Origin of the sequence: Chryseobacterium viscerum (genome assembly GCF_025949665.1) — a bacterium.
Taxonomy (GTDB): Bacteria; Bacteroidota; Bacteroidia; order Flavobacteriales; family Weeksellaceae; genus Chryseobacterium; species Chryseobacterium viscerum_A.
Map to the genome: position 1 here is coordinate 579,802 of NZ_JAPDFT010000001.1, position 14,674 is coordinate 594,475.

At 38.6% G+C, this 14,674-nt stretch carries 12 protein-coding genes; 6 read left to right on the plus strand and 6 right to left on the minus strand.

Features of this window, described 5'->3' with window-relative positions:
- The first annotated feature begins 253 nt into the window (after positions 1-253).
- From OL225_RS02740 to OL225_RS02750, 3 genes are all read left to right on the plus strand, one after another.
- Positions 254-1,267, plus strand: a complete 1,014-nt coding sequence (locus OL225_RS02740) for a nucleoid-associated protein (RefSeq protein ID WP_047378681.1) — start codon at positions 254-256, stop codon at positions 1,265-1,267.
- Between the two features lie 61 nt (positions 1,268-1,328).
- Entirely contained in the window at positions 1,329-2,291 is a 963-nt protein-coding gene (locus OL225_RS02745) for a hypothetical protein (RefSeq protein WP_264517187.1), read from the plus strand.
- Between the two features lie 54 nt (positions 2,292-2,345).
- The gene (locus tag OL225_RS02750) at positions 2,346-3,119 is read left to right on the plus strand and encodes a cyclase family protein (protein WP_264517188.1); all 774 of its coding nucleotides are present in this window, start codon (positions 2,346-2,348) and stop codon (positions 3,117-3,119) included.
- Positions 3,120-3,206: 87 nt separating this feature from the next.
- Here the strand turns inward: OL225_RS02750 and OL225_RS02755 are convergent, their stop codons facing one another.
- The 6 genes from OL225_RS02755 to OL225_RS02780 all read right to left on the minus strand — a co-directional run bounded on the left by OL225_RS02755 (position 3,207) and on the right by OL225_RS02780 (position 10,429).
- Entirely contained in the window at positions 3,207-3,959 is a 753-nt protein-coding gene (locus tag OL225_RS02755) for a succinate dehydrogenase/fumarate reductase iron-sulfur subunit (protein WP_255816385.1), read from the minus strand.
- Between the two features lie 13 nt (positions 3,960-3,972).
- The gene (locus tag OL225_RS02760; protein ID WP_264517189.1) at positions 3,973-5,889 is read right to left on the minus strand and encodes a fumarate reductase/succinate dehydrogenase flavoprotein subunit; all 1,917 of its coding nucleotides are present in this window, start codon (positions 5,887-5,889) and stop codon (positions 3,973-3,975) included.
- An 11-nt stretch (positions 5,890-5,900) separates the two neighbouring features.
- Entirely contained in the window at positions 5,901-6,557 is a 657-nt protein-coding gene (locus OL225_RS02765) for a succinate dehydrogenase cytochrome b subunit (protein WP_264517190.1), read from the minus strand.
- Between the two features lie 16 nt (positions 6,558-6,573).
- On the minus strand, positions 6,574-8,004 hold the full coding sequence (locus OL225_RS02770; RefSeq protein ID WP_264517191.1) for an anion permease: 1,431 nt from the start codon (positions 8,002-8,004) through the stop codon (positions 6,574-6,576).
- A gap of 20 nt (positions 8,005-8,024) precedes the next feature.
- On the minus strand, positions 8,025-9,191 hold the full coding sequence (locus tag OL225_RS02775) for an OprO/OprP family phosphate-selective porin (protein WP_264517192.1): 1,167 nt from the start codon (positions 9,189-9,191) through the stop codon (positions 8,025-8,027).
- 188 nt (positions 9,192-9,379) lie between these two features.
- Positions 9,380-10,429, minus strand: coding sequence for a linear amide C-N hydrolase (locus tag OL225_RS02780; protein ID WP_264517193.1), 1,050 nt, complete (start codon positions 10,427-10,429; stop codon positions 9,380-9,382).
- A 379-nt stretch (positions 10,430-10,808) separates the two neighbouring features.
- Here OL225_RS02780 and OL225_RS02785 point away from each other — a divergent pair, with 379 nt between their 5' ends.
- The 3 genes from OL225_RS02785 (at position 10,809) to OL225_RS02795 (ending at position 14,624) form a co-directional block, all read left to right on the plus strand.
- Complete coding sequence (locus tag OL225_RS02785) at positions 10,809-13,007, plus strand: ATP-binding protein (protein ID WP_264517194.1); 2,199 nt, start codon at positions 10,809-10,811, stop codon at positions 13,005-13,007.
- A gap of 21 nt (positions 13,008-13,028) precedes the next feature.
- Entirely contained in the window at positions 13,029-13,580 is a 552-nt protein-coding gene (locus OL225_RS02790; RefSeq protein WP_264517195.1) for a biliverdin-producing heme oxygenase, read from the plus strand.
- 117 nt (positions 13,581-13,697) lie between these two features.
- Positions 13,698-14,624, plus strand: a complete 927-nt coding sequence (locus OL225_RS02795) for a malate dehydrogenase (protein WP_047420928.1) — start codon at positions 13,698-13,700, stop codon at positions 14,622-14,624.
- The last annotated feature ends 50 nt before the right edge of the window (positions 14,625-14,674 follow it).

Here is a 14,674-nt window from a genome sequence, read left to right on the forward strand (position 1 = left end):
TTTGAGACAAAAAAACATGTCAAAATGATAAGGGTTTTATCAATTTGGAAATGAGGAAAAAAATTTATGTTACCTGCTACCACAAATGAACGACTGAGAATTCCCCTCCCTTGGAGGGGTGGCGAAAATTCAAAGAATTTTTGACGGGGTGGTAAAACTTTGCTTTAATAAAATCTATCGCATGTCATGACATTTTTTAAGTTTCGCAGAAAGAATAAGAATGAATATCTTTGCAGTCCAAATATTCAGAAAAATGTTTTCAAAAATAATAGTACACAGAGTCGGAAATAAGATCAACGGTGATTCCCTGACGCTTTCTCAGGAAGAATTGAAGCTGGAAGAAGGAATGGCAGAAATGCTTGAAGATTACTTTTTAGGTTCCTTCAAGTCAGAAGAAACGTTCCATTTTTATAGCGATACTTACCTGGTGAATAATCCGGTTTACAGTGCCGTATCAGAAATTTTTGATGATAAAGCTAAGTTCATCTGGGAATCTGAGAATATTGCAAAACATCTTTTTGAGGCTGCAGAGAACCCAAGAGTTCAGAGCGGAGAACTTTTTATTGTTCTTTTTGAAGACGAAAGTGACCGTCCTGACAAAGTAGACAAAATCGGGATTTTTAAAACAGAGAAGAGAGAATCTTTCCTGAAAATCAATCCTTCCGAAGAAACATTTGATATTGAAAAAGATCAGGGAATTGGGTTATCTAAAATTGATAAAGCCGCTTTGATCTACAACAACAATAAAGAAACAGGATATGTACTTTCTGTAGTTGACAACAACAAAAACGGAGATATGTACTACTGGTTTGAAGATTTCCTGAAAGTAAAACAGCGTGATGACGAATATTTCCACACGCAGGAAGCTTTGATGGTCTATAAAGATTATATCACCAAACAGCTCCCTCAGGAATTTGAAGTTTCCAAAGCAGACCAGGCAGATTTCCTTAATAAGTCTATCAATTTCTTCAAAGAAAAAGAAGAGTTTAAGCTGGATGAGTTTGCCAGTGAAGTATTGGGTGACGAGCATGTGATTGAAAGTTTCGTGAACTTTAAAACAGATTACGAACAGGATATGCAGGTGAATATTGCCGAAGAATTCCCAATCAGTGAAGCGGCGGTAAAAAAGACTCAGAGACATTTTAAAAGTATCATTAAACTGGATAAAAACTTCCATATCTACATCCACGGAGACAGACAAAAAATCGAAATGGGTGAAGATGATAAAGGAAAATATTACAGACTTTATTTCGAGAAAGAGGTGTAAAAAGATCTCTCCTGTTCCATAATAATATCATAACTTTATTGCTGATTACAAAATAGCAGCTATGAAATTTATGATCATTTTCTGGGGGATTTTTCTCTTTTTTTTCTGCGTTCCTTTTCCGATTTTCATTTATATGATGACGGAAGAACTCGCAACAGAACCGAGAAATTCATTAGCTGTGAGCTATGGATATCTCGGTTTTTCTTTGCTCATATGGTTGTATGTAGTTTTCTTCTTTATCAATATCCTTTTTATAAAAACCTTTAAAGAGAAAAATACGATTCAGTCTATATTACAGAACGGAATTCCAAGAGAAGCCAAAATTACCAGCTATAAACTCCTGAAGTATATTCCGAAAACCAATATGAATATTATTCAGATTATACTTTCATTCCCCAATCTCAGAAATACATTGATTGAACATGAAATGATGTTTCACGATTCCAAACCACAGGAAAAAAGATTTGACGTCGGAAATAAGGTGAAAGTACTGCTGAATCCCAAAGTTTCGCAGGAACCTTACTTTATTTTAAGTGATCAGAAAGTGGGGTTCAATACCTCCGGAATCATTTTAAGAATTGTGTTTGCTGTATTCATGATTGGCTACATAACCGGACTTTACTATTACTTCTATATGCGGGAATCTTTTGATTTTGGCTGGAGATTTCTGACTTTCATGCACCCGATTATTTTCAGCGGTGTAATGACCCTTATTTATGTATTGGTTTTTCAGTTACTGATCAGCAAACTTTTTAAAAATAAAAAAGAAGAACGCATTCTCTTTTCTGGAAGAAATGCTGAAGCCAATATCATCAGTGTAAGCCAGACAGGTCTTCTTGTAAATGACCAGCCTCAAATTATGTTTCATGTAAGTTTTAAAGACTTCAGAGGAACTGAACATATTGCTGTTTACAAGAAAATTGTCAGCCTTTTGAATCTCTCTTCTGTCCCCAAATACGGAACTATTGAGATTATGTATGATGAGAATGATCCGAAGGAAATTATGATTCCTAAAGGATTTTAAACATCAACAACGCTTTTGCCGTATTTGCTATCTTTGCTTCTTAGCCTAAATCATATGAAAACAAAAATTGTCGATCTGACAAAACCTATTCAGTACAATGCAGGAGACCCATGGTTTATGAGGGTAAAAATCAAACATAAAGCGCACAGAAAATCACACTGGCTGATTCGTCTGGCACTAAGACTTCCCTCAAGGCTTTTTCCTAAAAACTGGACAGGCTGGGCAGATGATACCATCAAGAATATGGGACTTCATTCTACCACCCATATTGATGCTCCATGGCATTATGGTCCTGTAGTAGAAGGGAAACCAGCTAAAACCATAGATCAGATTCCTCTGGAATGGTGCTATGGAGACGGAATTGTGATCGACTGTACCCATAAAGAAGATTTTGTTGCTATCACTATTGATGATTTGAAAAAAGATCTGGACAAAAACGGAATCACCATACAGGAAGGAAATATTGTACTGATCCGAACAGACCGTGATAAAATGATGGGAACCTCAGATTTTGTAGAAAAAGGAACAGGAATGAGTAAAGAAGCTACAGAATGGCTGATTGACCAGGGTGTAAAAGTAATGGGAATTGATCAGTGGGGTTGGGATCTTCCTTTAAGATATATGGCTAAAAAAGCCAAAGAACTCAATGATCCCGAATTCTTTTGGGAAGGGCATCGCGTAGGCATTGAAAAAGAATATCTACATATCGAACAGCTTACCAATCTCAGTGCACTGCCTCCATCCGGATTTAAAATCTGTGTATTTCCGCTAAAGATTGTTGGCGGTTCTGCGGCTCCGGCAAGGGTAGTGGCGATGATGAACGAATAGAAAGTAAATAAAAAAGAAAGAGCAAATTTGCATTGGCAAATTCACCCTTTCAAACATTATCATTTTTAGCGTTCTTCGTTGATGTATCTAAGCTTTTTTCCTGAAAAATAAGGCTCTGCTGTACTCAAAATTCATTCTGGCGATATTGAGTACGGAAATTCCTTGCGGACATTCCACTTCACAGGCTTCTGTATTGGAGCAGTGTCCGAATAATTCAGTGTCCATCTGAGCTACCATATCCAGAACCCTTTTGCTTCGTTCTTCTTTCCCCTGAGGAAGAAGTGCCATATGGGTGATTTTTGCGGAGGTAAATAATGCTGCACTTCCGTTTTTACAGGTAGCAACACAAGCTCCACATCCGATACAGGCTGCGGAATCAAAAGCTTCTTCAGCAGTCTGATGAGTTACCGGAATGGCGGTGGCATCAGGAGCCTGACCTGTATTTACAGATACAAAACCTCCCGAAGATATAATTCTGTCAAAAGCAGAGCGGTCTACTTTTAAATCTTTCTTTACAGGAAAAGCTTCAGCACGGAAAGGTTCTATCAGAATCGTTTCCCCATCTTTAAAAGACCGTAAATGAAGCTGACAGGTAGTTGTGTTTTTCAGAGGACCATGGGCAATCCCGTTGATCATCATACCACATTGCCCACAGATCCCTTCACGGCAGTCATGATCAAATTCTACAGGCTCGTCACCTTCAATGATCAATTTTTCGTTTAGTGTATCCAGCATTTCCAGGAAAGACATATGGGAATTCAATCCTTTCAAGTCATAACTTACCAGTTTTCCTTCACTTTTTCTGTCTTTCTGTCTCCATATCTTAAGATGTAAATCCATAATTTTCTGTTTTTTATTTGTAACTTCTTACCGTTGGCTGAATTTCTTCAAAGGTTAAAGACTCCTTAATTAGCTCAGGTTCACTATTTTCACCTGCCCATGCCCAAGCGGAGATAAACTGGTATTCAGCATCATTTCTCATGGCTTCTCCGTCCGGAGTCTGGAATTCTTCTCTGAAATGCGCCCCGCAGGATTCGTTACGGGTTAAGGCATCATAACACATCAGTTCTCCTATTTCAAAATAATCGGCAACGCGGCCGGCTTTTTCCAGTTCGGTATTCATTTTATCTCCCTGGCCGGAAACTCTGACATCTTTATAGAATTCCTGTTTCAGTTTTCGGATTTCCTGAATGGCGTATTTCAGTCCTTCTTCATTTCTGGCCAGCCCACAATAATCGTACAGGAGTTTTCCCAGTGTTTTGTGGAAATAATCAACGGTTTTGGTTCCTTTGATATTGATAAAATCACGAATCTGATTTTTAACGGCATTTTCTGCTTGTTCAAATTCAGGTGTATCAGATGAAATTTTTCCGGTGTGAATTTCATCAGCCAAATAGTTCGCAATAGTGTAAGGTGCGATAAAATAACCGTCTACGGAAGCTTGCAAAAGAGAATTAGCCCCTAATCTGTTAGCTCCATGATCTGCAAAATTAGCTTCACCTAAAGCAAACAATCCCGGAACGGTAGTCATCAACTCATAATCTACCCAAAGACCACCCATTGAAAAATGGGCAGATGGAGAGATCATCATGGGTTCTTTATAGGCATCGTATCCCGTTATTTTAAGATACATATCAAATAAATTTCCATATTTCTCTTTGATCTTATCCTTTCCCTGTTCCTGAATTGCTTTTGAAAAATCAAGATACACAGCATTTTTCAAAGGCCCGATTCCGAAACCTGCATCAATTCTTTCTTTGGCTGCACGGGAAGAAATATCTCTCGGAGCAAGATTCCCGAAAGCCGGATATCTTCTTTCAAGATAATAATCCCTTTCATTTTCCGGAATATCATTGGGTGGTCTGTTTTCACCTTCTTTTAACGGAACCCAGATCCGTCCGTCATTACGCAATGATTCAGACATTAAGGTCAGTTTAGACTGATAATCTCCTGATTGCGGAAGAGAAGTAGGGTGCACCTGAATCCAGCTTGGAGAAGCCATTAAAGCTCCTTTTTTATGGGCTCTCCAGATTGCAGAACCGTTACAACCCATGGCCAGGGTAGACAGATAATAGATTTTCCCGTAACCTCCCGTTGCCAATATTACAGCGTGTGCTGCATGTCTTTCAATGTCTCCTGTGTCTAAATTCCTTACGATAATTCCTCTGGCTTTCCCTTCAACGGTGACCAGATCAAGCATTTCATGCCTTGAAAACAATTGTACAGAACCTTTTCCAACCTGTCTCATCAATGCCTGATAAGCGCCCAGAAGAAGCTGTTGCCCCGTTTGTCCTCTCGCATAGAAAGTACGGCTCACCTGAACGCCCCCGAAAGATCGGTTGTTCAGATATCCTCCGTATTCACGTCCAAAAGGTACGCCTTGCGCTACAGCCTGATCGATGAGATTCAGAGAACACTCTGCCATTCGGTATACATTGGCTTCACGGGCTCTGAAGTCTCCTCCTTTTAAGGTATCAACAAACATTCTGTACACGCTGTCGCCATCGTTTTTATAGTTTTTTGCAGCATTCACTCCTCCCTGGGCTGCTACAGAGTGCGCTCTTCTCGGGCTATCCTGGAAACAGAATGATTTCACATTATATCCCATTTCTCCTAAAGAAGCAGCGATAGAACTTCCCGCCAGTCCTGTTCCTACAACAATGACATCCAGTTTTTTACGATTGGCGGGATTAACGAGTCTCGCTTTCTTTTTATAATTTTCCCATTTATGTTCCAATGGGCCTTGTGGTATTTTTGAATCTAAAATCATGACCGTTCTGTTTAATGATAAGTAAAGAATACATACACCGGCATCAATGCAAAACCTACACAGATGATGATTGAATAGGCAATCCCGATAGTCTTGAACCATTGTACAAACTTAGGATGATACAGCCCCAGAGTTCTTACAGCACTGTGTATCCCATGAATCAGATGATAGCATAAAGCAATCATTGAGAGTACATAAATGATGACATACCACCATTCTTTGAATACGGTTACTACCAGAATGTACAGATCTTTATTTCCGTTCTCATCCAAAGGCGGATTTCCGAATTTGTAGATATACCAGAAGTTCTGAAAATGGATCACCAGGAAAATCAGAATTAATGTTCCAAGGATTCCCATATTCCTGGAAGCCCATTTACTGGCTCTTCCACGCCTGTCTGACTGATAACCGCCACCGGATTTTTTATTTTTTAAAGTAATAATGAGTCCGTCTATAGCATGCAGAATGATACTGGCATATAAAACATAGGAAACTATTTTGATAATAATATTTCCGGATAGAAAATGCGAATAGGCATTAAACTGCAGGTGCGCCTGTTCTTGTGGAAGGAAAAGCTGAAGATTTCCAAGGAAATGAATCAACAGGAAGAATCCCAAAAAGAGTCCTGTAAGGCACATCAGCATTTTTCTTGACAATGTTGATAACATATTTTTGATTTAAAAATTAATAATATCCTAAGACTTTCATCCACAATCCTCCTACAACCATATAAATGATCAATAGAACGATTCCTATTTCTAGACCTCTCACCCACCAGGCTTTCAGGTCAACATATCCACTTCCGAAGAATACCGGAGCCGGACCGTGACCATAATGAGTAAGTACTCCGTAAATTGAACCCATGAAACCTAGCATCATCGCCAATAACATAGGAGGAATGCCTAAAGAAACCCCTACACCAAGTAATGCAGCATACATAGCAGCTACGTGAGCAGTAGCACTTGCGAAAATATAGTGGCTGAAGAAATAGACTACAATAATAACCGGGAAGGCTACCTGCCAGCTCAAACCTCCGATCTGCACTTTGATAAGGTTACTGAACCATCCAATGAAGCCTAGTTCATTCAATGAACTTGCCATCATTACCAATACAGCAAACCAAACGATGGTATCCCATGCTCCTTTTTCACCTTTTACATCCTCCCAGGTTAATACCGAAGTTAAAAGCAATAATGTTAATCCGATGAATGCAGTAGTGGTAGCATCAATAGAAAGTGCCCCTCCAAATATCCAAAGAGCTAACAGAATGAAGAATGCCAGCAGCATCAGCCATTCGTTTCTGGAAATAGGCCCCATTTCTTTTAATTTCTGAGCTGCCATTTTGGGAGCATCACCTGTTTTTTTCAGTTCAGGCGGGTATAACTTATACAATACCAAAGGAACCACAAAGAATGCTACTGCACCGGGAATGAAACCTGCGGTAGCCCAAGACATCCAGGTAATATCAATACCAAGGTTGGCTGCAAATTTCTGACACATCGGGTTACTGGCTGTCCCCGTAAGGAACATAGAAGAAGCGATGAGGTTCATATAATAACTGTTCAATGTTAGAAATGATCCTAATTTTCTATGGGTTTCCGGTTTTTCTGGAACGGAATCAAAGCTGATGGCCATAGATTTCATGATAGGGTAGATAATTCCACCTCCTCTCGCGGTATTACTCGGAATAGCTGGAGCAAGACAGACATCGGCAAGTCCTAATCCGTAAGCTAATCCCAAAGAGCTTTTACCAAAAACTCTGATGAATAGAAAGGCAATACGGTTTCCAAGTCCTGTTTTGATAAATCCTCTGGCAATAAAGAATGAGATCCCGATCAGCCAGATTACTTTGTCTCCAAAACCGGAAAGAGCTTTGGTAATGGATTTCCCTGCGTCTCCCGGAGCTACTACCTGTGTAAGGGCTGTAAAACCAATGGCCATCATACACATTGTGCCCATAGGAGCTGCTTTAAGAATAATGCCTAAAATGGTTGCCGCAAAGATGGCGAACAGATGCCAGGCATTCTCAGCCACACCCTCCGGAGCAGGGATGAACCATATTATTAACGCAACAACAAATGTAATCGCTACGTTTTTGATATTAATTTCTTTCATGATACTAACTATTTAATCGTTTAAAACCTACTTTGTACCTGGACAATGAATAGATTGTTATTGTATTGTGATGTGTTTTCCACCTGATATTTGTAACGGTCAAACTGAACCCCCAATTGAATTCTTGCTCCATAATTTTTCAGAAATTCCAATCCGAACATAGGAGTGATCGTTTGTCTTGGGTTGGAAGCCATTCTGAAATTGGTATCAAGGTATTCGTAACGGCAGGATAATTCGAAGGCGCTGAGGTTTTTATGGTTGATCTCATATCTTAGATTCGGAAGGAAATAAGCTCCGCGGATCAGATACTGATCTGGATTCTCAGGTCGCAATTCAGGGGCAATGGAGTTGTACAGAACATGGTTGGTGGCTTGTTTGGCTTCCAGCTGCATGTCAAGACTCCATTTTGAATCAAATTGAATCAATGAGCTCAGATCTACTCCCAGTGCGTATACTTTTTTGCTGAAAACTTCCCCAATACCTCCGTTCAGACCTACATTGAAATTGTATTTTTTGGATAATCCGAAGACAAGGCGGGTAGAATACTGCTTTCCGTTATCATTATCATTGATCTGGTTTTTTCCATTTCCGTTGACTACCGAAACAGCATATTGGAAAGGAATTTCTCCCAACTGAAGCTGTCCTGTGGCAGACATTCCGATCTGGAAACTTGTCCAGCCCAGTTTTCCGAATTCCGTATACTGATTAGACCAATCTAAAGATTTAATAATATCAATAGGATAAGTTTCTTCAATACCGAACCAAGGTCTGAATTGCCCTACGGTAATGGCTAATTTGGGATTGAAAGTATACTTCAGATACGCGTTTTCAAGAACTCTGCTTTTAGGGTCATTTTTAAAGTCCGCAAGGTTGGCTAAGACAACCACTTCTGTGCGTTTACTGATCTGCGCCCGAACCTGAACCCTCATGTATTTGAGCATGAAATTATTATCAGTTCCGGAACCATCGGTATGATGAAGTCCGTTGACATCAACATCCCTGGACATTCCTACCAGATAACGTGCCTGAAAAAGACCTTTGATCTGCAGCTGCGGATATTTTACATTGTCTTCTTCCTGTGGAGGAGGTGTGGTCTTCAGAAAATCCTGATTTTGTGCATAAGCTGATAACCCACAGGCCAGCATGCACAGGATCAGGCTTTTCTTTTTAATCGAAAAAAAGGCCATATCTATTTTTGTTTTTTTATTGTAAACTTTATTTTACCACTACTGCTTAACCACCCCGTCAAATCTTTGATTTGCCACCCCTCCAGAGGAGGGAATGGTAACATATGGAATCATAGTGCAGCATACTTAGATCTTTTCGTCTGCGAAAACAGATTTTTTACTAAGTGAAATATTTTGTGGTGAAATATTTATTTTAATCCTAAGAATGTAAACGGTGCGGATTCTTTAAAATTTGCATTGGATTTGCCGTTGTAAGTATTATTATTACTCAGGTCCAGTTTCATCACTTTTCCCTTAGGGCTCAGGTCGAAATCTTTAAGATCTACCCAGAAAGTATTTGGTGTGAAAACCGTTTCAAAATAATACACCAGATTTTTCTGATCTGAGACAGAACGCCATCTTGTGGACGAAATGTTAGGTTCCGTTGCTGAAGTGATTCCATAAGGGACAGAGCAGTTTCTGATCACACTGAAAACACTGGCCACAGCTGTACGGGTATCGGCTGTTTGCGGAATTGCATTTACATAGTAAGAAGCTCTTACAAAGCGGTCTGCAGCACGGTTGGTTCCCGGAAGCATAACCGTTCCCGGAATTCCTTTCCAGTAATTGTTAAGGGCCAGCTGTTCTTCAAAAACAGGCGAATTGGTCATTACGGTGTAAGACGGATCATGATGAATGACCAGTTTACCGTCAATATACTCAAATACGGCATTGTCTCCGGAAGCATCAGAAATGGAAAGGTGGATTGTTGTAAATCTTTCTGTTCCTGGAATATAATCACTTACAATAACGAAAGGTTCTTTGCGTGAAAACTCTACAGCTTCTTTTACTGTGGCAAAATTATCGAGATAATATTGTGCCCATAATGATATAGCAAGTCCCTTTTTACTTCCTTTTCCATCAAACTTCGGGTACTGGGATTCTCCTAACCAAAGCAGGTTGGCAACCAGTCCTTTTTCGTTCATTCCGTCTGCTGAAGCAATATCCCATGAAGAGCTGATGAGGCTTCCGTATTTGGAAGTCCATTTTACAGATTTAGAGCCTGTCTGCCCGTTGCGGTCTATTCCTTTTGGGAAAACCCACAGATTGGCAGGGATTTCGTCACGCCAGTCCATAGAACGGGCTGTAATGACAGTGTTTTGGGGTCCTTTGTAAACTACTCTTGTACATGCTTCTGATGGATTCCATAATCCTACAGCGAGGACCAGAGAAAATAAAATTAATGGGAACTTTTTCATAATAGTATTATTTGAATTTAAATTTTGTATTGAATTTATTGTGAATAATTCAATTAATTTTAATCATATTCATTAGTTGGTGATATAAATTTAGATAAATTTGTTTAAATAAAATAATTATTAAGGATAATAATGTGTAATTCATGTTATGAATCATAGTTAAAGAGTGAAAAACCTGATTATTGGATTTTTTTTTGTATATTCTAGAGATATCTCATAAAAATGAGGTAAAAATGAAGAATAGTGTAATGTCATTTTACTTTGGTTTTCATAGGGATATACTTTTAAATTATAAGGTAAAGAACATTGAAATTAGATACCACAAAATAGAAAGCTGTTCTAAAAAACGCTATATTTGATAGATAGACTGAAGAGATATATGAATTTTATAGAATGCCATGAAGAACCTATCCATATTCCGGGTTCTATACAAAGTTTTGGTTATTTGATTGGCATTGATGCGGAGTCCCGTACCATTACTTTTTTTAGCAGGAATATCTCGGATATATTTACAATCGAAAGTCCGGAAAAACTTTTCGACAGGATGCTTACGGACTTTCCGGAAAGTTTCCAGAGTATTATCAATTCGGAAATATATACTTCACTGGAAAGGTTTACCAGACGTAAAAACGAAACTTATTTTGACAAGATTTTCATTGGTGAAAAAGAATACCACTTTTCTGTTTTCAAGAGTGGACCTTATATTTTCCTGGAATTTGAAGAAGTGCTGATCAATCCTGACAAAAGGATTTCCAATAAATATGATAATTTTTACATCATTGATAATGAAAAAGAACTCTGGAATCATCTTCTGGAAACCCTGTCGAAGGTGGTGAACTATGACCGGATGATGGTTTATAAATTCATGATGGATGGTTCAGGAAAAGTAATTGCCGAAAAGAAAAATGAGAATATGGAAAGCTTTCTGGGACTTCATTACCCGGAATCTGATATTCCCAAACAGGCACGTGAGCTTTATCTGAAAAAAAGAAAAAGAATCTTCAGCAATGTATATGCGGATACGGTTCCTATTTTAAGCAAAAGTCCGGAAAATATCGATCTTACTTTCTCTGCATCCAGAGGAATGTCGCCTATTCACGGGCAGTATCTTAAAAATTCTGGAGCCGCTTCAAGCTTCAGTATTTCGATTATTATTGATGATCACCTTTGGGGATTGGTAACCTGCCAGAATGTAGAACCTAAGCATATTGACCTTGAGGACAGAGTACAGGCCGGAATTTTCACTGCTCTGGCTGCTAATGCATATTCATCTTTCAAGTCCAAGAGCGAACTGAACTACCGTTTGGAGCTGAATGAGAAAGTGTCTCAGCTTAAAACGGAGTTTTTAAAACATAATAACCTGTTTGATTCTCTTATTGAGTGTAAAACAGACATCAGAAACCTACCTGAGGCAGACGGGCTTGCTATTGTTTCAGATGAAAGCATCATAACAGACGGCAGTACTCCCAATCCGGAAACTGTCAATAGAATTGTACAATGGGCGTTGGAGAATACCAATGAGAGAATTTATGTGAGCCGAAGCTTTCTTAAAGATTACGGTGAAGAACTGGATCTGCCTAAAAATGCTGCAGGTATTATTATTTATTTTATTGAAAGGGATAAGAATGAAATGCTGATCTGGTTCCGGAAAGAGTTTGATGAACATATCAACTGGGCTGGAAATCCGGAGAAAAAGATTGGTGTATTTTCTCAAAACGGAGAGGAAAGGCAAATGATATCGCCGAGAACTTCCTTCCATATTTTTACAGAAAATATCAAAGGGAGTTCTAAAAGATGGAATTCCAGAAACATAAGTGCTGTACAGGCTGTAAGGGATTTGATTTTAGAAACCTCTCACAAAAATTATATTGCTATCAAAAGGCTTAATGATGAGCTTAAGAAAGTGAATGAAGAGCTTGACAGTTTTTCTTATACCATTTCTCATGATTTAGGAACTCCATTGACGGTGATGAAGCTGAATGCCCAGATGCTTCTGGGAAATCTTGCTGAAGATACCGGAAAAAGCAAAACGAAGATCAATACAATTATCGAGGAGATTGATAATATGGCTGAAATGATGCAGGACGTATTACAGCTTAGCCGTGCCAAGCACAGTGAAGTTCAGCTTGAAAGCCTTAAAACGGCTCATACTATTGAGAAAATATCTCAAAATGCCAAGATGACTTATGGGAGTCCGAACAGTGAAATTATCATTAAGGAATGCCCGGATGTACTGGCTGATAAAACGATGCTTCATCAGGTATTTCTTAATATTATCAATAATGCTGTGAAATATTCTTCCCACAAAGATTTTCCGAAGGTGGAAATTGAAGGCACAGAAGATGGGCAGACTATTATTTACAGGGTTTCAGACAATGGTATTGGTATTCCTGAAGAGGAGAAGCATAAGATGTTTAAAATCTTCAACAGGATGGATAATGCCAAGCAATTTAAAGGAAACGGAGTAGGGCTGTCTATTGTATACCGTATTATGAAAAGAATAGGAGGAAATGTGGATTATGAAAGCAGCAGTGAGGGAACGTCCTTTATTTTAACGTTTAAAAAGCCTTATATTTGAGAAACTTTTAAAACGTTATTTATGGTATCAGAATATCTTAAACAGAACACGGCAGAGTATCACGATGCAGCAGAGAAACTTTTTAATTCTGAAAAGATTTTTAATAAAACTTTCACTTTGGAGGATTATAAAAAAATCATTCATACCAATTATCTGATGCTTCTTCACAGTGAAGACAAAATATTCCGTAGCCTTTCTGGTAAGTATGCAGAAAAACTTCAGCTTGAAGCAAGAAAAAAACTTTCCCTTATTGAAAAGGATCTGAAAAGTCTTTCCCTGGAAAATCAATCCGCTTCTCACAATCTTGAATTTAACAACGAACATGAAGCACTTGGAGCGATGTATGTGATTGAAGGCTCTACGCTTGGAGGAAATGTTATCGCGAAACAGCTTTCTAAAACGGAAGGCTTTGATGAGGTTACTTTCAACTTTTTCGGATGTTATCAGGAAAATACAGGCCCTATGTGGAAAAATTTCAAGGAGGTTCTGGATACGGAAATCGCTGAAGAAAACTACCATGAAGTGCTTTCTGGTGCTAAAAAGCTCTACACGTTTTTACTGAACGTCAACTAATTTATTTTAATTCTAATTAAATTCCTGAAAAATTGCGCATTTTTTCAGGAATTGTTAAATTTGGGGAGTTTCAAATTTAAACTTAACTAACAAAAAATAATTTTAAAAAGTAACAATATGAAAGTAACTGTAGTAGGTGCAGGCGCTGTAGGAGCAAGCTGTGCGGAATACATCGCAATGAAGAACTTCTGTTCAGAAGTAGTTTTGGTAGACATTAAAGAAGGGTTTGCTGAAGGGAAAGCAATGGATTTGATGCAGACAGCATCTCTTAACGGATTTGATACAAAAATTACGGGTACAACAGGAGATTACAGCAAAACTGCAGGTTCTCATGTAGCAGTAATCACTTCAGGGATCCCAAGAAAACCTGGAATGACAAGAGAAGAATTGATCGGTATCAATGCTGGTATCGTGAAAGACGTTACTGAAAACTTAGTAAAACATTCTCCGGAAGTGATCATTATTGTGGTTTCTAACCCAATGGATACTATGGCTTACCTTGTACACAAAACTTCAGGTCTTCCTAAGCACAAAATCATCGGAATGGGTGGTGCATTAGACTCTGCAAGATTCAAATACAGATTGGCTGAAGCGTTAGAAGCTCCAATTTCTGATGTTGACGGAATGGTAATCGCTGCTCACAGTGATACAGGTATGCTTCCATTATTGAGCAAGGCAACAAGAAATGGTGTTCCTGTAACTGAATTCTTAAGTGAAGATCAACAAAAATATGTAATCGAAGAAACTAAAGTAGGAGGAGCTACTCTTACAAAATTATTAGGAACTTCAGCCTGGTATGCTCCAGGTGCAGCAGTTTCTGTAATGGTTCAGGCAATTGCATGTGATCAAAAGAAAATGATCCCTTGTTCTTTAATGCTTGAAGGAGAATACGGACAAAACGATATCTGCTTAGGAGTTCCTGCTATCATCGGAGCAAACGGAGTAGAATCTATTGTAAACGTAACGCTTACTGCTGAAGAGCAATTGAAATTCGCTGAAGCTGCTAACGCGGTAAGAGAGGTGAATGGAGATCTTAAATTTTAATCATTGCCAGCTTTTAAGCAGGAATTAAAATAGATAAAAACAGGCTGTTT